We start from the raw sequence: 17,658 nt of genomic DNA, 5'->3' as shown, positions 1-17,658 counted from the left end.
CCCGAGCAGACACGTACCCGAGCAGAGGAGACACCATGCCCGAGACCATCGCCGGCATCACCGTTCCGGACTCCGCCCTCGTCCGAGAGACCACCGAGCTGGTCCGGCGGGCCGCCGACGAGAGCCTGTTCAACCACTCCCGCCGGGTCTTCCTCTTCGGCATGCTCAAGTCCGCCGCGCGCGGGCTCGAGGTGGACCCGGAGCTCGCCTACGTCGGGGCGATGTTCCACGACCTCGGCCTCACCGACGAGTACCGCACGAAGGACCAGCGCTTCGAGATCGACGGCGCCGCGGCGGCGCAGGCGTTCCTGCGCGACCACGGCTGCTCCGCGCAGGACGCGCGCAACGTGTGGCTGGCGATCGCCCTGCACACCACCCCGGAGATCCCGCTGCACCTGGAGCCCGAGGTCGCCGTGGTCACCCTGGGCGTCGAGACCGACGTGCTGGGCCTCGACCTGGACGAGATCCCTGAGGAGCACCGCGCCGAGGTCGTCGCCGCGCACCCCCGGCCGGACTTCAAGAACAAGATCCTCCGCGCGTTCTACGACGGCATGGCAGACCGCCCCGAGACCACCTTCGGCACCATGAACGACGACGTGCTCGCCCACTTCGACCCGGACTTCCACCGCGAGGACTTCGTGCGCGTCATCCAGGAGAACGCCTGGCCCGAGTGATCCCGGGGACCGGTGGCGCGGGGGAACGGGACGGCGTGCGCTCGCGTCGGACGGGCCCCGGCGCCCCGTGGCCGACGCCGCGGCACGGCCCGCGCGCACCCCGGTGACCCCGGCAGGGCCATTGCACCGTTGTGCCGTCCGTGGGGTCGGAGGAGCATGGAACCCCGGCCCGTCGATGCTCCAGGAGTTCCCGTGGCGTACAAGCTCTTTCCCCACGTCCCCGTCGCCGACCTGGAGCGCTCGCGGTCCTTCTACCAGGCCCTGGGCTGGCGGACGGCTCCCGGCATGGCCGAGGGGCACAGCATGGTCCTGGATCTCGGGGAGGACTTCGGGGTCACGCTCGTCGAGCGGCGGTTCATGCAGCAGGCCATCGGCGAGGACCAGGAGCTCGCAGACCCCCGCCGCACGGTGAGCGGCAGCTTCGTGCTGATCGTCGACATCCCCGAGGAGGTCGATGCCCTGGTCGAGCGGGCGGTCACCGCCGGCGCCACCGCGGGGCACCGGAAGGACGACGGCTACACGAGCCACCGGGTGTTCGCCGACCCGGACGGCCACCGGTGGAACATCGTGTGGGCGGACCCGATCGTGCTGACCCGGGACTGAGCCGCGCTCCGGACGGAGCCCCCCGACGTCCGGTTGCCGCAACGCCGAGGCGTCCGCCGGCGGACGCACCACTCGTCGCTCCCGTTGGTCTGCACGTCCCGAGCACCGTGGGTCTCCCGGGGCCCGGAGCAGTACGCTGGAAATCTCAGATTCACAAGATTCACAAGATTCACCGACATTCACAGGGGCGACGTGCAGAATCCCTTCCGTCCCACCGCAGGGGCCTCCCCGCCGGAGATCATCGGCCGGGCCGGCGTCCTGGACGAGTTCGCCTACGGGCTGCGCCTCCGTTCGGGAGCGCCCGGGCTGCTCACCATCTTCACGGGGGCCCGGGGCGTGGGCAAGACCGTGATGCTCGGCGCGGCCGAGGACCTGGCCCGCGCCCAGGGCTGGGCCGTCGTGTCCGAGACGGCGACACGAGGCTTCACGGGCCGCATCGGCAACGGCATGCGCCGGCTGGCCGACGAGCTCGGCAGCGGACCCCGGGGCCGGCGGCTCACCGCGGTCACGGCGGCGGGCTTCGGCTTCACCACTCAGCTGCCGCCCGAGCAGCAGCTGCAGTGGCGCGAAGAGGGCCTGCGGCTCCTGCGCCTGCTGGAGGAGCAGCGGACCGGTCTGCTCATCACCGTGGACGAGATCCATGCCGCGGACCGGCAGGAGATCGCCCAGCTGGCCGCGGACGTGCAGCACTTCATCCGGGCGGACCTGCCCGTCGGCCTGCTCTTCGCCGGCCTGCCGGCGGCCGTGTCTGACCTGCTGAACGAGGGGGTGGCCACGTTCCTCCGCCGCGCCGACCGGATCGACCTGCATGCGGCCGCGGTCGGCGAGGTCCAGCGGTCCTACGTGGAGACCTTCGCGGCGGGCGGCTTCACCCTGGAGGAGGACCAGGCCCGCCGTGCCGCCGAGGCCACCGGCGGCTATCCGTTCCTGATCCAGCTGGTGGGGTACTTCCTGTGGCAGGAGGCGGAGAAGGTCTCCGCCGCGCTCACGGGCGAGACGGTGGACCGGGCGGTGGCCGCCGCGCACCGCCGCAACGAGCGCGTGGTCATCGAAGCAGCGCTCTCGACCGCCTCCCCGCGCGACCTCGACTTCCTCAGGGCCATGGCGGAGGACGACGGACCGTCCGCCGCCGGGGACATCGGCACCCGGATCGGGGCCCGGCCGAACACCGTCGGCAACTACCGGACCCGGCTGATCGACGCCGGGCTGATCGAGCCGGCCGGGTACGGGCTGGTCCGCTTCGCCATCCCCGGGCTGCGCGAGCACCTGCGGCGGAACCGCCGATAGCGTCGAGGGCATCGGCGTCCCGGCCCCTGTCCGGATCCGGCCGGTTCACTCCTCGAGCTTCCCGGCCTGCTCGTCCCAGGCGGTGCGGGCGTCCCGGCCCTCGGCGGGGTGGTAGGTCTCCCGCAGGGCGCGCAGCGCGGCGGTGCGCTGCCGGGCCAGGGCTTCCGCGGCGGCCTTCGTGGCGGCGTCCTCCCGGGCCTGGGCCCGGGCGGCGGTCACGGCGTCCATGATCAGCTCCACGCCCAGCGCGCCGCCCTCCAGGTAGGCGGTGCGGACCTGCCGGTCCGGGTGGTACAGGTACTGGTCGTTGACCTGGCCGAGGCCGGTGTCGAACTCGTCGTCGGTCAGGTCGGAGATCATGGCGACCACGCGGTCCAGGCGGGCGTCCAGCTGGTCGAGCAGGTCGTGCCGCCGGGCGGCGCGGCGCAGGGACCACAGGGCCCGGCCGTGCGTGCGGAGCCGGTCCACGTCCCAGTCCGCCTGGGGCACCACGGACAGGGTGCCCGTGAGGAGCCGGGGATCCCTGCTGTCCTCCGGCGGGGGCAGGGAACGGAGGTGCCACGAGATCCAGGCCGTGCGCATGTTGGACGCCCCGGCCGCCCGGGCCTCCTCCGCGGACGTCTGCCCGAACCGCCGGGCGGGGAGCGGCTGCTCGGCGTCGTCGTCGTCCGGGGGCGCGGTCTGCCGGGTCGCGCGGGTCTGGCTGGTGATGAAGCCGGCGCTGAGCCAGACCAGGAGGCCGAGCAGGGCCAGGCCGAGGAGGGTCACGCCGCCGAGGATCAGGAACCGGAACAGGCCGACGAAGACCACCGCGCCGATGACTGCCAGCCAGACGACGGCGCCGCTGCTCTCGGTGTTCCTCATGGTGGGCCCCCGAAGACCGTGGTTCCTGAGCCCCAATTGTAGTCACCGTCCGTGGGATTTCCCCGTGCGCCGATCCCCCGGATGGCCCGCTCCCGGTGCCTCCGCGTGGGCTGCTCTGCCCCCGCGGAGCCCGGCGGCGCCGAGGAGGAACGCCCGGGGCGGGATCAGGACCGGGCGGGCAGGCCCTGGCGGTAGACCCGCTTGAGCTCGGTCAGCTCCCGGCCGTGCCCGGTGCCCTCGGTGTTGAGCACCGGCTGGTGCGCGGCGACCCACCGCTGCTCGAGGGCGTCGACGTCGTCCTTCGTCCCGCACCCCGCCCAGCCGAGCAGCAGGTGCTCCTGCATCCATGCGGTCAGCCGCTGCTCGTGCGCCTCGTCGAGCACCACCCGGTCCCGCCCGTCCAGGGCCGCGCCGTCCCGCCAGGACGGGTCCCCGGGCAGGAGTACGGCCAGCAGCGTGCGCCGCAGCGCCGAGGAGCGGGTGCGCTGCAGGTGCTGGCCGGCGATCCGCCGGCGGAGGTCGCGCCGGGCCCGGCCCACGTAGAGCAGCTCGGCCGTCCCCGAGCTGTGGCGGAGCCGCGGCACCGCGGGCAGCTGCAGCCCTGCCGCCTCCGGGGTGGGCGAGCGGGCCGTGTCCAGCCACCAGGAGTAGACGCCGCGGGAGTGGTGGATCCCCGCCTGCAGCGGGGTGCTGAGCGGGAGCTCGGCGAGTGCGGGCGCAGTGGGCGACGTGCTCATGGGTCACCGCCTTCCACAGTCGTTCTCTTCTGCAACTCCTGCTCGACTGTAGGCGCAGCACGCGGCGGTGCCCAGCCCCGGCGGTCCTCGTCGTCGTTCTGCGGCGCCTCTTGCCATACCTAGCACCGCTAGGGTTCAATGCATAGCACCACTAGGTATAGGAGGCGCGGTGCGCATCGACAAGGACCTGGTCGCCGCCTCGGCCACCCCGCTCGTGCTGGGGATCCTGGCGGACGGAGACCTGTACGGCTACGCGATCCTCAAGCGCGTCAGCGAACTCTCCGGCGGCTCCATGCAGTGGACCGACGGCATGCTCTACCCGCTGCTGCATCGGCTCGAGCGGCTCGGCCACGTGTCGTCCTCGTGGGGCACGTCGGAGGCCGGGCGCCGGCGCAAGCACTACGCGATCACCCCGGCGGGCCGGGCCGCGCTCGCCGACCGGCAGGAGCAGTGGGCCGTGGTGGCCGACGCCCTGCGGCAGGTGTGGCAGGCCGCCCAGCAGCCGCCCGCCACGACCGAGCGGTGGGCGTGATGGAACTGCGCGCGGAGCAGGAGGCCCAGATCGGGCGGTGGCGCGGCTACGTCCAGCGCCGTCAGGCGATCTCCCCGGCCGATGTCGACGAGCTCGAGGACCACCTGCGCGAACAGGTCGCCGACCTGCGGGCCACCGGGCTCGACGACGACGAGGCCTTCCTGGTCGCGATCAAGCGCATGGGCAATCTCGACGCCGTCTCCCACGAGTTCGCCCGCGAGCACTCCGAGCGGCTGTGGAAGCAGCTCGTGCTCGTCCCCGAGGACGCCGAGGCCGCCGGCGCGCCGCCGTGGCGGGAGCTGGGCGTCGTCCTGGCGCTCGCGGTCGGCGCGGGGGTGGCCGTCAGGGCCGGCATCGCCTGGCTGGGGGACGAGGCCGCGCTGGCGCGCAACCTCGGCCTGCTCGTCACGCCCTTCCTCGCCGCGTACTTCGCGTGGAAGCGCCGGCTCACTGCCCGCGTGGTGGCGGGGCTGCTCGTGCCCTTCGCGGTGCTGGCGGTCGTGCTCAACGCCTATCCGTTCGTTCCCGGCGGCTCCACCGAGCTGCTGGCGGCTCTGCACGCCCCGGTGGTGCTGTGGCTGCTGGCCGGAATCGCCTACATGGGCGGGAGGTGGCGCTCCGACGGCCGGCGGATGGACTTCGTCCGGTTCACCGGCGAGCTCGTGATCTACTACACGCTCCTGGCCCTGGGCGGGGCGGTGCTGGTCGGGCTCACGTTCGGGGCCCTGCAGGTCGTCGGCGCCGACCTGGAGCCGGTGCTGGAGGACTGGATCCTGCCGTTCGCCGTGCCCGGGGCGCTCGTGGTGGCCGCGTGGCTGGTCGAGGCCAAGCAGAACGTCGTCGAGAACATCGCCCCGGTGCTCACGCGCGTCTTCACGCCCCTGACGATCGTGATGCTGCTGGCCCTCCTGGCCGTGCTCGCGGCGGCCGGCGGGCTCGTCGACGTCGACCGCGGGCTGCTGATCCTGATGGACGCGATCCTCGTGCTCGTCCTGGCGCTGCTGCTGTACGCGCTCTCCGCCCGGGACCCGCTCGAGCCGCCCGGTCTCTTCGACGGCCTGCAGCTGGTGCTCGTCGTCGCGGCGCTGGCGGTGGACGCGGTGATGCTGAGCGCGATGCTCACCAGGATCGCCGAGTTCGGCTTCAGCCCCAACAAGATCGCCGCGCTCGGGCTGAACCTGCTGCTGCTGGTGCACCTGGTCCGGGCCGGCTGGCTGAGCGCCGGGTGCCTGCGGGGGCGGCGGCCGTTCGCCGAGCTCGAGCGCTGGCAGACGCGCTACCTGCCGGTCTACGGCGTGTGGGCCGCGATGGTGGTGGTGGTCTTCCCGCTCGTCTTCGCCTTCGGCTGATCGACGGGGTGTCCGGACGGGCGGCTGCCGGCGGGGGCCTGCGCGTCCTGGTGACAGGGGAGTCGCCCCCCGACGACTGACCAGCTGGTCCGTGGCCCGCTGCCACCAGGACGGCGGCGTCATGATCGACGTCGTGCCGGCGGCAATGCGGCCGGTCGTTCTGACGCGATCCTCACGCGGCGGCTCAGCCCCCCGGCTGATCACCTGCGTGATGCATCAACACTAACACCGGGTGATTACTCGATCGATTCGCATTCTGTCCACAGTTGCACCGACTTGCCGCGGGCCCTCGCCCCGGTTCAGGGGGCACCCCACGGCCGGTGGCCGAGCCCGTGGGCGCCCCGGTGGTCCGGGGAGGTCGGCTCGGGCCAGCCCTGCAGCAGCTCCTCGACGGGGGCACGGTCGCAGGAGGTGCCGAAAGGCTAAGCGCTCGTGCGCACGATGAGCTCCGGGGGGAGCTGGATGCTCTCGGCGTCCCGGCCGTCCAGGACGTCCATCAGCATCTCGAAGCCCTGCCGCCCGATGCGGTGCATGGGGGAGCGCACGGTGGTGAGCCCCACGCTGCCGGCCAGCGGGGTGTCGTTGAACCCGACGAGAGCCGTGTCCTCCGGGACCGTGATCCCCTCCCGGGCGAAGACGCCCAGGGCGCCGATGGCCGCGAAGTCGTTGACCGCGAACACTGCCTCGGGGAGCGGCCCCGCGGCGAGGATCTGCTCCGCGGCCAGGCTGCCGGCCGGGGCGTCGAAGCCGCCGGGGGCCATTCGCGCCGGGTCCACGCCCAGGCCGTGCTCGGCGAGCGCGTCCAGGAACCCGGCGCACCGGTCGATCGAGGTCGAGGCCCGCGGATTGCCGGCGATGAGGCCGAAGGTCCTCCGGCCTGAGGCGACGAGGTGCTCGGCGACCATGCGCCCCCCGGTGTAGTCGTCGCAGGTCACGGAACGGTGCCCGGGGGAGCGCCGGCTCACCAGCGTGAAGGCGACACCGCGCTTGGCCAGCTCGTCCAGGAAGGGGTCCTCGAACAGCGCGTCCCCGAAGATCAGCCCGTCGGCCCGGCGGTCCAGCAGCTTCTCGGCCTTGGCGCGGTGGGCCGCGGGGGCGTCCAGGGAGTTGGAGACCACCGTGAAGTAGCCGTGCTCGGAGGCGGCCTCGTCGATGCCCTCGTACATCGTGGCCAGGACGTAGTCCTGCAGGCGGGGCACCACCACCCCGATCATGTGCGATTTCGCCGTGCGGAGCGAGGCGGCATAGGGGTTCTTGCGGTAGCCGCGCTCCTCGGCGAGCGCGAAGATGCGCTCCTTCGTGTCCCGGGAGGCCCACTTGGAGTCCAGGCCCTTGGGGTCGTTGAGCACCCGGGAGACCGTGGAGGCGTTGAGGCCCAGCTCACCCGCGAGGGCCTTGAGCGTGACCGCCGGCCGTGCGCCCATGTTCACCTCCTCGTCCCTGTTGCCACACAGTAACGGACGTTAAATCTGCGTAAATGTGTTGCGCATCACTCTAGATCCGCCCTAGGGTCTACCCCAAGACTTTACGCAATCGATTGCGGCATTCGATTGCATGAACTGCCCGGTCGCTCGGGCGGACCCTTCGAGAGAGGAGACGGGCAGTGGCCCATGTCCAACTGCTCGGCACCGGCGGGACCATCGCCTCCCGCGGCAGCGGCGCGCAGGGCGCGGTGGCCACGGACACCGCGGCCGAGCTGGCCCGTGGCCAGTACGGTGAGCTGACCGTCTCGTCCCGCGACGTCCTAACCACGGGCAGCTACCGGCTGAGCCTCGCCGAGCTGCGGCTGATCGCCGAGGCGGCCCAGGAGGCGCTGGCGGATCCGGGCACCGACGGGGTGGTGGTCACGCACGGGACCGACACCCTGGAGGAGACGGCGTTCCTGCTGGAGCTGGTGCACTCCTCCCCGAAGAGCGTGGTGCTCACCGGGGCCCAGCAGCCGGCCGACAGCCCGGCCCCGGACGGCCCGCGCAACGTCGAGGAGGCGGTGCTGGCCGCCGCGTCCCCCGGGCTGCGGGGCAGCGGCGTGCTGATCTCCTTCGACGGGACGGTCCGCTCGGCGCGTGGGGCGCGGAAGGCGCACACCACCGCGAGCAATCCCTTCCAGGGCGGGGCCGAGGTGGCCCACATGGCGGGGTCCGAGCTCGTCGTCACGGCCAGGCCGGTCCGGCGCCCCGCGCTGTCGCTGCCGCCCGAGTCCTTCGACAGCACGCGCATCGAGATCATCACGGCCCACACCGGCGCCACCCCGGACCTGTTCGACTTCGCGGTGCGCTCCGGCGCGCGAGCCGTGGTCCTCGCCGGATCGGGCGTCGGCAACGCCGGTCCCGGCTTCGCGGAGTCCGTCGCCCGGGCGGTCGAGGCCGGCTGCGTCGTGGTGCTCAGCACGCGGGCCCCGTGGGGACCCGTGGTGCCGGTCTACGGCAATGGCGGGGGCACCGACCTCGTCGCCGCGGGCGCCGTTCCTTCCGGGGATCTCAATCCTCTGCAGGCGCGCATCCTGGCCGCTCTCCTGCTCTCTCTCGGGACCTCGCCCGCCGGGTTCCCCGAGGCCTTCACGGCCCACCTCTAGAACATCCACCCACCACCAGAGGAGACAACATGTCCAAGAAGATCTACGTGTCCGTCGGCATCGACGTCGACGCCGTCGGCGGCTGGCTCGGCTCCTACGGCGGGGAGGACTCCCCGGGGGACATCTCCCGCGGTCTCTTCGCCGGAGAGGTCGGCGTGCCCCGGCTGCTCCAGCTCGCTCAGCGCCGGGAGATGCCCGTGACCTGGTTCTGGCCGGGGCACTCCATCGAGACGTTCCCGAGGGAGTTCGACGCGGTCGTCGCCGCCGGTCACGAGATCGGCGTGCACGGCTACTCCCACGAGAACCCCATCGCGATGACCCGCCAGCAGGAGACCGAGATCCTCGACTACTGCACCGACCTCATCGAGCGCCGCTCCGGGAAGAAGCCGGTGGGCTACGTGGCGCCGTGGTGGGAGTTCTCCGGGGTGACCAACGAGATCCTGCTCGAGCGCGGCTTCCTCTACGACCACTCGCTCATGCACGACGACCACACCCCGTACTACGTCCGGGTCGGGGACAGCTGGACCAAGATCGACTACGAGGCGGCCTCCGCGAAGGAGTGGATGAAGCCGCTGGTCCGGGGCGAGGAGACCGACCTCATCGAGATCCCGGCCTCGTGGTACCTGGACGACCTGCCGCCGATGATGTTCATCAAGTCCAGCCCCAACAGCCACGGCTTCGTGTCCCCGCGGGACATCGAGCAGCTGTGGAAGGACCAGTTCGACTGGGTGTACCGGGAGATGGACTACGCGGTCTTCCCGCTCACCATCCACCCGGACGTCTGCGGCCGGCCGCAGAACCTGCTGATGCTCGAGCGGCTCTTCGACCACATCGCCGGCCACGACGGGGTGGAGTTCGCCTTCATGGAGGACGTCGCCCGCGACTTCGCCGCCCGCAATCCCCGCAACGTCGGCTGAGCCGGCTCGTCCGAAGGACCCACCACCATGTCCGCACCCCGTTCCCACCAGACTCCCGACGTCGCGCCCTGGGACGTCACGATCACCCCGCAGATGGTGCGGAAGGTCTCCATCGTCTGCTTCATCGCCTGGGTCGTGTCCGTCTACGACTTCACGCTGTTCGGCACGCTGCTGCCCGTCATCGCGGAGGACTTCGGGTGGAGCCCGGCCGAGGCCACCGCGGTCAACACCGTCGCCCACGTCGGCATCTTCATCGTCGCCCTGGCGGTGGGCACGATCATCGACCGCATGGGCCGCAAGAACGCGCTCGTGGTGCTCATGCTGGGCGGCGCGGCCGCGGCGGGCTTCACCGGCCTGGCCGCCGGCGCCGTCAGCCTGATCCTCATCCGGTCCTTCTCCGGGTTCTCCATGTCCGAGGAGGTCGTCAACGCGGTCTACCTCAACGAGATGTACAAGGAGGCCAAGAACCGCGGCCTCATGTACTCCCTCGTCCAGGGCGGCTGGCCCGTGGGCGCGCTCGTCGCGGCGGGCATGTCCGCCCTGCTGCTGCCGGTCATCGGCTGGCGCTGGAGCTTCGTCGTCGCGGCCGTCCTGGCCCTGCTCGTCGCCCTCCTCGCCTCACGCCTGCCGGAGTCCCCGACGTTCGCCGCCATCCAAGAAGTGCAGCGGCGCCGTGCGGCCGGAGACATCGAGGGCGCCCACCGGCTGGCCGCCGAGCACGACCTGGAGGAGGGCAGCCACCACAAGACCGGCTTCAAGGACGTCTTCACCCCGGAGCTGCGCAAGCACACCACCCTGCTGGCCCTGGCGTGGTTCTTCAACTGGTTCGCCATCCAGGTCTTCGGCGTGCTCGGCACCACAGTGCTGGTCGAGGCCAAGGACGTCACCTTCGAGAACGCGCTCTTCATCCTGGTGCTGGCCAACGCCGTCGGCTTCGTGGGCTACGTCTTCCACGGCTGGCTGGGTGACCGCATCACCCGCAAGCGCGCCGTCGTCCTCGGCTGGTTCGCCGGCAGCATCGTGAGCCTGGCCATGCTGCTCGGCCCCGGCACCCCGTGGTTCATCTACACGATGTACGCGCTGACGCTGTTCTTCCTCACCGGTCCCTACGCGGCCCTGCTGTTCTACATGGGCGAGTCCTTCCCCGCCCACGTGCGCGGCATGGGCACCAACGTCGCCCACGTCATGGCCCCCCTCGGCGGCATCGCCGGGTCCGGCGTGCTGAGCCTGCTGCTCTTCCTCGAGATCGACATGCAGTGGGCGGCCATCGTCGCCGGCACCGGCGGCCTGCTGGTCTCCGCGCTGTGCATGGCCGGCACCCGCACCATCGACGACGCCCACAAGAAGTCGACGGTGTTCGCATGATCCGCGACGACGGTCTCGAGGGAAAGGTCGCCGTCATCTCCGGCGGCGGCAGCGGGATCGGCCGGGCGCTGGCGGTCGCCTACGCACGGGCCGGTGCGCACAGCGTGATCGGCTACCTCCCGGCGGACCCCCACGACGCCACCGACACGGTGCGCGCCGTGGAGGCCGCGGGCGGACGCTGCACGGCCGTCCCCATGGACGTGCGCAGCTTCGAGGACACCGAGACGCTCGCCCAGACCGCGCTCGACGAGCACGGCCGGCTGGACATCTCGGTGGCCGCGGCCGGCATCCTGCGCCGGGCGTCACTGGCGGAGATGACCGACCAGGCGTGGGACGACATGATGGCCGTCGACCTCTCCGGCGTGATGCGCGTCTTCCGCTCCTGCAGCACGCGGATGAGCCGGGGCGGGGCCATGGTCGCGACGTCGTCGATCGCCGGGGGCGTCTACGGGTGGGAGGAGCACAGCCACTATGCGGCGGCGAAGTCCGGGCTCATCGGCCTGTGCCGCTCGCTGGCCGTCGAGCTGGCCCCCCGCAAGATCCGGGTCAACGCCGTCATCCCGGGGCTGATCGAGAGCCCGCAGTCCCTGGACCCGGTGAACTCCCTGGGCCGTGAGGGCCTCGACGCCGCCGGCTCGATCATCCCGTGGGGCCGGGTCGGCAACGTCGACGAGGCCGCGCGCACCATCCGTTTCCTCACCAGCGACGACTCTGCCTACGTCACGGGGCAGCAGCTCATCGTCGACGGCGGGCTCACCGTCCGCTGGCCGAGCTGAGCTCCCCAGGAAAGGCAGACATGGAACAGCAACTGACGGGCAAGGTCGCGGTCGTCACCGGCGGCGGCAGCGGGATCGGAGCGGCGATCGCGGTGCTCTTCGCCCGGGAGGGCGCGGACGTCGCCGTGCTGGACCGCGACGAACAGCACGCCCAGGCGGTCGCGGAGGAGACCGGGGCCTTCGGCCGCCGGACCGCGGCGCTCGCCGTGGACGTCACCGACGGCGAGGCCGTGCGGGCTGCGATGGACCGGGTGGCCGAGGAGCTCGGCGGGATCGACGTCCTCGTCAGCGCCGCCGGCATCCTCGACGAGACGCCGCTGCTGGAGATGACCGAGGCGGCGTTCGACAAGGTCCTGGCCGTGGACCTCAAAGGGGTGTTCCTGGCCGCGCGCTGGGCCGCGCCCCACATGGTGGAGCGCGGCGGCGGGCGGATCATCAACATCGCCTCGCAGCTGGGCATCAAGGGCGGGACCGGCCTGACGCACTACGTGGCGGCCAAGGCCGGGGTGATCGGGATGACGAAGGCCATGGCGCTGGAGCTCGCCGAGCACAACATCCTCGTCAACTCGATCGCGCCCGGCCCCATCGTGACGCCGCTGATCGAGGGGCTGTCCGAGGACTGGAAGGCCGCCAAGCAGGCGGAGCTGCCCATCGGCCGCTTCGGCCAGGCCCACGAGGTGGCGCCCACCGCGCTGCTGCTGGCCTCCTCGCCGGGCGGCGACCTGTACACCGGCCAGACGCTGGGGCCCAACAGCGGCGACGTGATGCCGTAGCCGGCAGGAGAGGAGACGCTCACGATGTGCGCAGGATGCCCCGGAGGACGTGCGGTCTCGAAGGTGACGGCCTACATCAACCTCCACGGGATGAAGCCGGCCGTCCTGGCGGAGCTGCGGCGCAGCGTGGGGCGCCGCGCGAGGATCACCGTGCTCGGTGACCAGTGGGTGCTGGGCTCCCGGACCGGAGCGCAGACGGTCTTCCCCGACGTCGAGACGCTGACCGACGCCCTGGTCGACCAGCGCCTGGCCGACCGGCGTGCCCTGCCGGTCGACGAGGACGCGGGTCTCGAGCGGATCCTCGAGGCCGGAACCCACCACAGCGCGCCGCCCATGGACGCGGAACGGCTCGTGCGGGCACTGCTCCTCGGCGCCGGCACCGTGTGACCCTGTCAGGGCCCCGCCGACGGCGCGGGTCCACGGCCGGTCCGGGGCGGCTCCACTCTCAGGAGGCCGCCCCGGGGCCGGCCCAGCCACCCCGAAGCACTACCGAAGGAGATGCTCATGACGGACCTCGACGCACTCTGGTCCCCCCTGCAGATCGGTCCCACCCGACTGGAGAACCGTGTGGCACTGGCTCCGATGACCCGGATCAGCGCCACGGAGGAAGGCCATGCCACCGACCGCATGGTCTCCTACTACGAGGCCTTCGCCCGCGGAGGCTTCGGGCTGTTGATCACCGAGGGGATCTACCCCGACGCAGCCCACGGGCAGGGCTACCTGTTCCAGCCGGGGATCGCCACCGACGACCAGGCGCAGGCGTGGGCCCAGGTGGTCGGGGCCGTCCACGCGGCCGGCGCGAAGATCTTCGCCCAGCTCATGCACGCGGGGGCCCAGGCCCAGGGCAACCGGTTCGTGGACTCCACGATCGGCCCCTCCGCGGTGGCCCCCAAGGGCGAGCAGCTGGGCTTCTACCGCGGTGAGGGCCCGTACCCCGTCCCCGCGCAGATCACGGCCGAGCAGATGCAAGAGGTCCGTCAGGCCTTCGTGGACGCCGCGCTCCGTGCCGAGGGCGCCGGGTTCGACGGCGTCGAGATCCACGGTGCCAACGGCTACCTGCTCGACCAGTTCCTCACCGACTACCTCAACCTCAGGACCGACGAGTACGGAGGGTCGCCCGAGAACCGGGTACGGTTCGCCGCCGAGATCTGCCGGGCCGTGCGCGACGCCGTGGGGCCGGGCACGACGGTGGGCATCCGGATCTCGCAGGCCAAGGTCAGCGACCACGACCACCGGTGGAGCGGCGGGCCCGACGAGGCGGAGGTGATCTTCTCGGCCCTGGCCGCCACCGGGATCGACTTCATCCACACCACCGAGTACCGCGCCACCGCCCCGGCCTTCGGCGACGACGGGCCGTCGCTCGCGGCGCTGGCGAAGCAGCACTCGGGCCTGCCGGTGATCGCCAACGGGCACCTGGACGATCCGGACACGGCCGTGTCCGTGCTGGAGAGCGGCGCGGCCGACGTCGTGGCTCTCGGCAAGGCGGCTCTGGCCAACCGGGACTGGCCCCAGCGCGTGCGCCAGGGCCTGCCCCTCGACGCACTCGACGCGAATCTGCTCGCACCCGTGGCCGACGTCAAGGACTGGGAACTGGAACTCTCCTAGCAAGGGCGTCACGCCGCCCGGGCCCGGGGAGACCGCGGCCCGTGCCCGGGCGGCGGGCAGGACGACGGGCGGGGCGGTGCCGCCGTGGCACCGCCCCGTGTCGTCCGGGACCCTCAGCCGATCACAGCGCCCAGATCTCCTCCAGCCGCTCGGCCCGCTCCCGGCGCGCCTGCAGCGCCTCCTCCATGGACACGGCGCGGAACCGGGTGACCGTTCCGGGGGTGGCCCGGGCCAGCAGGTCCATGTCCGCGGAGATCACGGTGCCCACCATGGCGTAGCCCCCGCCGGAGACCGCGTCCCGGTGCAGCACGATCGGCTGGGTGCCGCCGGGCACCTGGATGGAGCCCACGGCGTAGCCGGCGTCCACGATGTTGGAGGGGTCCGAGCCCGCCCCGAACGGCTGCTCCCGCTCGATCCATTCCACGCCGGGGCCCTCGAAGCGCAGCCCCATGCGGTCGGCCACGGGGGTGAGCCTCCACTCCTCCTCGATCAGCCGGCGCCGGCCCTCGTCGGTCAGCAGATGGTCGTAGAGGCCCCACACGATGCGCAGCTCCAGCGACTTCCCGAAGGCCGGCCGGAGGCGCTCCGGGATCTCCTGCACCTCGGGCAGCAGGCCGGTGGGCTCGCCCACGGGCACCACGTCACCGGACTCCAGCTTCCGGCCGTCCAGCCCGCCCAGCCGCCCGATGGCGTAGGTGGAGCGCGAGCCCAGCACCTCCGGCACGGCGATGCCGCCGCGCACGGCCAGGTAGAACCGGGCCCCGCCGCGGAGCACGCCGAACTTCACGGCGTCTCCTGCGGCCAGCTCGATCCGCCGCCACGCCGGGTGCTCCTCCCCGTTGACCAGCACGGGGAGGTCCGCGCCGGTCACGGCGACCGTCGTCGGGGCGTCCACGGTGAAGGCGGGGCCCGTGTAGGTGCACTCGAGCACGGCCTCGCCGGTGGTGTTGCCGACCAGCTTGTTCGCCGCCTGCGCGGACTCCTGGTCCATGGCCCCGCCCTGCGGGATGCCCACGTTGTAGTACCCGATCCGTCCCCGGTCCTGGACGGTGGTCAGCAGTCCGGGCTGCTCAATTGTCAGCGCCATCGAGGGCCTCCAGGAGGGTGCGGTTGTAGGTGACGGGATCGGCGAGCGCGGCTTCGACGTCGAGGGTCACGGGCGCCTGCTTGTACCGCCAGGTGCCGCCCTCGACCTGCTGCTGGATGGAGCGGTACTCGGCCTCGTCGACGGGCCGGAACTTCACGAGGTCACCGGGCTTGAACAGGATCAGGAAGTCCCGGAAGTCGTGCAGGAGCTGTGCGGGGTCGTAGATGGGGGCGGCGGCGACGCCGAACATCTGGTAGCCGCCGGCGCCGCGCACCGAGTAGATGCACGCGAAGCACCCGCCGTGGCCGACGGTCAGCGGGGGAGTGTCGGTGCGGGGACTGAGGTACTTGGGCACCTGGAGCTGACGCTCGCGAGGCACGAGCTGGTACATGAACGGCAGCCCGGCCACGAACCCCACCATGGACACCAGCCACGGGGACTCGTGGTGGCGCCGGATGAACTCGGCGGCGTCCTCGAGGCCGTTGACCTTCGCGGCGTAGTCGAGGTCGGTGCCGGAGGGGTCCTGGTGGTAGCCCTCGCGGAACCGGGCGACCACCTCGGCGGTGTAGGGGTCCTGGTACCAGACCGGGACCTCGATGATCCGCGTGTCCACCGTGTGCTGGGCGGAGCTGCGGGCCTGGCTCTCGAGCTCCTGGGTGCGGCGCTCGAGCTCTGCAGGACCGAGCACGTCGGGGTCGAAGCGCACGAGCAGGGACGCGTTCGCGGGGCAGATGTCCACGACGCCCTCGAGCTGGAGCCCGGTGAGGCCCTGGGCCACCGTGGTGGACAGGTAGTTGGCGGTCAGGTTCATGGCCTCGTCGAACTCCACGAACAGGAACTCATCCCCGCCCCAGGTGTACCGGGCGCTGGGCAGCTGCAGGATCTCGGTGGTCTGATCGGTCATCGTGTGCCCCCCGTGGTCGGCATCTCGGTCTCGATGTAGGTGGTCCAGTGCTCCACGTCCGCGAACTTCGGGTCCGCGACCAGCCTCGCCAGCAGCGGCACCGTGGTCCTGATGCCCTCGATGTGCGTGGCTGCCAGGCCCTCGCCCATCCGCCGCACGGCTTCCTGCCGGTCGTGGCCGTGGACGACGAGCTTGGCCAGCAACGAGTCGTAGAACGGGGCGACCGTGTCGCCCTCGCGCACACCCGCGTCCACCCGGTAGTCCTCGCCCTCGGGCCACTCCAGACGGGTCAGGGTTCCGGGGCTGGGCAGGAAGTTGCGGTCCGGGTCCTCGGCGTTGATCCGGCACTCGATGGAGTGCCCCTCGAAGGTGATGTCCTCCTGCCGCAGCTCGGTCCTGCCGGTGGAGGCGATGCGCAGCTGCTCGGCGACGAGGTCCACGCCCGTGACGAACTCCGTGACCGGGTGCTCCACCTGCAGGCGGGTGTTCATCTCGATGAACGCCGCCTCGTGCCGAGCGGGATCGTAGAGGTACTCGACCGTGCCCACCCCGGTGTAGGAGCACAGCCGGGCGAGGTTCACGGCGGAGTCCCGGATGCGCTCGCGCACCTCCTCCGGCAGGTCCGGGGCGGGGGCCTCCTCCACGATCTTCTGCGAGCGGCGCTGCAGGGAGCAGTCGCGGTCGCCCAGGTGCAGGAACGTGTGCCCGTCGCCGAGGACCTGCACCTCCACATGCCGGGCGTGCTCGACGAAGCGTTCCAGGTAGACGGTCGGATCCCCGAAACTCGCGGAAGCCTCCGCGCGGGCGACATCGATGGTCTTCAGCAGGTCCGCCTCGGCGCGCACCAGACGGATGCCGCGCCCGCCGCCACCGGCCGAGGCCTTGATGACGAGCGGGTAGCCGACCTCGCGGGCCAGCGCGAGGATGTCGTCGTCCCCGCCCGTGAGGGGGCCGTCGGAACCCGGCAGGACGGGCACGTCCGCGGCGATGGCGGCCTCCAGGGCCCGGGTCTTGTGGCCCATCAGGTCGATGACGTCGGGGGAGGGACCCACCCACGTCAGCCCCGCCTCCTGGACGCGCCGGGCGAACGCGGCGTTCTCGGAGAGGAACCCGTAGCCGGGGTGCACGGCGTCGCAGCCGGCCTCCTGGCCGGCGGCGACGATGGCCTCGGCGTTGAGATAGGACGCCTGGGCCGGGGCGGGGCCGACGACGGCGACCTCGTCGGCGAGTTCGGCCGCCAGGGACTGCTGGTCGATCTCACTGACGGCCAGCACGGTGCGGATGCCCATGTCCTTGGCGGAGCGCAGGATGCGCACCGCGATCTCGCCGCGATTGGCGACCAGGAGGGTGGAGATCGCCACGGTTCAGCCCTCGGCGACGACGGCGATGGTGTCCCCCGGGTTGACCATCGCCGAGTCCTCGACGACGAAGCGCTCCAGGGTGCCCGAGGAGTCGGCGTGGACCTCGGTGAACTGCTTCATGATCTCGACCATGCCGATGACCTGTCCGGCTTCGACGCGGTCGCCCTCCTGGACGTACGGATCCTTGTCGGGACCGGGCTTGCGGTAGAAGACGCCTGGGAGAGGGGACTGGATCTCGGCCATGGTCGGGAG

The 17,658-nt window shown here is 71.9% G+C and carries 19 protein-coding genes; 12 read left to right on the top strand and 7 right to left on the bottom strand.

Translation table 11 applies throughout. The features are described from left to right. The first annotated feature begins 35 nt into the window (after nt 1-35). From ABD220_RS11695 to ABD220_RS11685, 3 genes are all read left to right on the top strand, one after another. Entirely contained in the window at nt 36-674 is a 639-nt protein-coding gene (locus ABD220_RS11695; protein ID WP_344122764.1) for an HD domain-containing protein, read from the top strand. 192 nt (nt 675-866) lie between these two features. After that, entirely contained in the window at nt 867-1,277 is a 411-nt protein-coding gene (locus ABD220_RS11690) for a VOC family protein (protein WP_344122762.1), read from the top strand. 192 nt (nt 1,278-1,469) lie between these two features. Next, nucleotides 1,470-2,564, top strand: a complete 1,095-nt coding sequence (locus ABD220_RS11685) for an AAA family ATPase (protein WP_344122760.1) — start codon at nt 1,470-1,472, stop codon at nt 2,562-2,564. A gap of 45 nt (nt 2,565-2,609) precedes the next feature. Here ABD220_RS11685 and ABD220_RS11680 read toward each other — a convergent pair whose 3' ends face one another. Both ABD220_RS11680 and ABD220_RS11675 read right to left on the bottom strand, forming a co-directional pair. Beyond that, complete coding sequence (locus ABD220_RS11680; RefSeq protein WP_344122758.1) at nt 2,610-3,428, bottom strand: hypothetical protein; 819 nt, start codon at nt 3,426-3,428, stop codon at nt 2,610-2,612. Between the two features lie 164 nt (nt 3,429-3,592). Continuing rightward, nucleotides 3,593-4,165 carry a GIY-YIG nuclease family protein gene (locus ABD220_RS11675; RefSeq protein WP_344122756.1) on the bottom strand — a complete coding sequence of 191 codons (573 nt, stop codon included), beginning with the start codon at nt 4,163-4,165 and terminating at the stop codon, nt 3,593-3,595. A gap of 169 nt (nt 4,166-4,334) precedes the next feature. Here ABD220_RS11675 and ABD220_RS11670 point away from each other — a divergent pair, with 169 nt between their 5' ends. Continuing rightward, nucleotides 4,335-4,697, top strand: coding sequence for a PadR family transcriptional regulator (locus ABD220_RS11670; RefSeq protein ID WP_344122754.1), 363 nt, complete (start codon nt 4,335-4,337; stop codon nt 4,695-4,697). Next, nucleotides 4,697-6,046 (top strand): permease prefix domain 1-containing protein, encoded by a 1,350-nt coding sequence (locus ABD220_RS11665; RefSeq protein ID WP_344122752.1) that lies wholly within the window; start codon nt 4,697-4,699, stop codon nt 6,044-6,046. Before ABD220_RS11670 ends, ABD220_RS11665 begins: the two co-directional genes overlap by 1 nt. 422 nt (nt 6,047-6,468) lie before the next feature. On the opposite strand, the gene ABD220_RS11660 is transcribed toward ABD220_RS11665, so the two are convergent. Continuing rightward, a complete protein-coding gene (locus ABD220_RS11660; RefSeq protein WP_344122750.1) occupies nt 6,469-7,470 on the bottom strand; it encodes a LacI family DNA-binding transcriptional regulator in 1,002 nt (333 codons plus the stop codon). Nucleotides 7,471-7,649: 179 nt separating this feature from the next. Between ABD220_RS11660 and ABD220_RS11655 the strand changes: the two genes are divergently transcribed. The 7 genes from ABD220_RS11655 to ABD220_RS11625 all read left to right on the top strand — a co-directional run bounded on the left by ABD220_RS11655 (nt 7,650) and on the right by ABD220_RS11625 (nt 14,054). Beyond that, nucleotides 7,650-8,618 (top strand): asparaginase, encoded by a 969-nt coding sequence (locus ABD220_RS11655; protein WP_344122748.1) that lies wholly within the window; start codon nt 7,650-7,652, stop codon nt 8,616-8,618. Between the two features lie 29 nt (nt 8,619-8,647). Beyond that, nucleotides 8,648-9,535, top strand: coding sequence for a polysaccharide deacetylase family protein (locus ABD220_RS11650; protein WP_344122746.1), 888 nt, complete (start codon nt 8,648-8,650; stop codon nt 9,533-9,535). Between the two features lie 27 nt (nt 9,536-9,562). Continuing rightward, the gene (locus ABD220_RS11645; protein ID WP_344122744.1) at nt 9,563-10,900 is read left to right on the top strand and encodes an MFS transporter; all 1,338 of its coding nucleotides are present in this window, start codon (nt 9,563-9,565) and stop codon (nt 10,898-10,900) included. Next, nucleotides 10,897-11,676, top strand: coding sequence for an SDR family NAD(P)-dependent oxidoreductase (locus tag ABD220_RS11640; RefSeq protein ID WP_344122742.1), 780 nt, complete (start codon nt 10,897-10,899; stop codon nt 11,674-11,676). The genes ABD220_RS11645 and ABD220_RS11640 overlap by 4 nt, the downstream gene beginning before the upstream one ends. Before the next feature lie 20 nt (nt 11,677-11,696). Further along, nucleotides 11,697-12,449, top strand: a complete 753-nt coding sequence (locus tag ABD220_RS11635) for an SDR family NAD(P)-dependent oxidoreductase (RefSeq protein ID WP_344122740.1) — start codon at nt 11,697-11,699, stop codon at nt 12,447-12,449. A gap of 63 nt (nt 12,450-12,512) precedes the next feature. Next, a complete protein-coding gene (locus tag ABD220_RS11630; RefSeq protein ID WP_344122738.1) occupies nt 12,513-12,836 on the top strand; it encodes a hypothetical protein in 324 nt (107 codons plus the stop codon). A 117-nt stretch (nt 12,837-12,953) separates the two neighbouring features. Continuing rightward, nucleotides 12,954-14,054: an oxidoreductase gene (locus ABD220_RS11625; protein ID WP_344122736.1), complete on the top strand. Its 1,101-nt coding sequence runs from the start codon at nt 12,954-12,956 to the stop codon at nt 14,052-14,054. Nucleotides 14,055-14,175: 121 nt separating this feature from the next. Here the strand turns inward: ABD220_RS11625 and ABD220_RS11620 are convergent, their stop codons facing one another. Genes ABD220_RS11620 through ABD220_RS11605 form a run of 4 tightly spaced genes read right to left on the bottom strand, consistent with a single transcriptional unit; the run spans nt 14,176 to nt 17,649 of the window. After that, nucleotides 14,176-15,141, bottom strand: a complete 966-nt coding sequence (locus tag ABD220_RS11620) for a 5-oxoprolinase subunit C family protein (RefSeq protein ID WP_344122735.1) — start codon at nt 15,139-15,141, stop codon at nt 14,176-14,178. Continuing rightward, the gene (locus ABD220_RS11615; protein ID WP_344122734.1) at nt 15,125-16,045 is read right to left on the bottom strand and encodes a 5-oxoprolinase subunit B family protein; all 921 of its coding nucleotides are present in this window, start codon (nt 16,043-16,045) and stop codon (nt 15,125-15,127) included. The genes ABD220_RS11620 and ABD220_RS11615 overlap by 17 nt, the downstream gene beginning before the upstream one ends. Beyond that, nucleotides 16,042-17,406 carry an acetyl-CoA carboxylase biotin carboxylase subunit gene (locus ABD220_RS11610; RefSeq protein ID WP_344122733.1) on the bottom strand — a complete coding sequence of 455 codons (1,365 nt, stop codon included), beginning with the start codon at nt 17,404-17,406 and terminating at the stop codon, nt 16,042-16,044. Before ABD220_RS11610 ends, ABD220_RS11615 begins: the two co-directional genes overlap by 4 nt. A gap of 3 nt (nt 17,407-17,409) precedes the next feature. After that, the gene (locus ABD220_RS11605) at nt 17,410-17,649 is read right to left on the bottom strand and encodes an acetyl-CoA carboxylase (protein WP_344122731.1); all 240 of its coding nucleotides are present in this window, start codon (nt 17,647-17,649) and stop codon (nt 17,410-17,412) included. Nucleotides 17,650-17,658 lie beyond the last annotated feature (9 nt).

This window comes from Kocuria aegyptia (genome assembly GCF_039530085.1).
GTDB lineage: Bacteria > Actinomycetota > Actinomycetes > Actinomycetales > Micrococcaceae > Kocuria > Kocuria aegyptia.
Note: the sequence above shows the minus strand (reverse complement) of the source record. Positions and strands in the feature narration are given on the sequence as shown.

Bases quoted from the DNA above. Each gene is read 5' to 3' on its own strand.
- ABD220_RS11645 (WP_344122744.1), top strand. From the start codon at position 9,563: ATGTCCGCACCCCGTTCCCACCAGACTCCCGACGTCGCGCCCTGGGAC.
- ABD220_RS11635 (WP_344122740.1), top strand. From the start codon at position 11,697: ATGGAACAGCAACTGACGGGCAAGGTCGCGGTCGTCACCGGCGGCGGC.
- ABD220_RS11620 (WP_344122735.1), bottom strand. From the start codon at position 15,141: ATGGCGCTGACAATTGAGCAGCCCGGACTGCTGACCACCGTCCAGGAC.
- ABD220_RS11605 (WP_344122731.1), bottom strand. From the start codon at position 17,649: ATGGCCGAGATCCAGTCCCCTCTCCCAGGCGTCTTCTACCGCAAGCCC.
- ABD220_RS11625 (WP_344122736.1), top strand. From the start codon at position 12,954: ATGACGGACCTCGACGCACTCTGGTCCCCCCTGCAGATCGGTCCCACC.
- ABD220_RS11675 (WP_344122756.1), bottom strand. From the start codon at position 4,165: ATGAGCACGTCGCCCACTGCGCCCGCACTCGCCGAGCTCCCGCTCAGC.
- ABD220_RS11650 (WP_344122746.1), top strand. From the start codon at position 8,648: ATGTCCAAGAAGATCTACGTGTCCGTCGGCATCGACGTCGACGCCGTC.
- ABD220_RS11665 (WP_344122752.1), top strand. From the start codon at position 4,697: ATGGAACTGCGCGCGGAGCAGGAGGCCCAGATCGGGCGGTGGCGCGGC.
- ABD220_RS11680 (WP_344122758.1), bottom strand. From the start codon at position 3,428: ATGAGGAACACCGAGAGCAGCGGCGCCGTCGTCTGGCTGGCAGTCATC.
- ABD220_RS11615 (WP_344122734.1), bottom strand. From the start codon at position 16,045: ATGACCGATCAGACCACCGAGATCCTGCAGCTGCCCAGCGCCCGGTAC.
- ABD220_RS11640 (WP_344122742.1), top strand. From the start codon at position 10,897: ATGATCCGCGACGACGGTCTCGAGGGAAAGGTCGCCGTCATCTCCGGC.
- ABD220_RS11695 (WP_344122764.1), top strand. From the start codon at position 36: ATGCCCGAGACCATCGCCGGCATCACCGTTCCGGACTCCGCCCTCGTC.
- ABD220_RS11660 (WP_344122750.1), bottom strand. From the start codon at position 7,470: ATGGGCGCACGGCCGGCGGTCACGCTCAAGGCCCTCGCGGGTGAGCTG.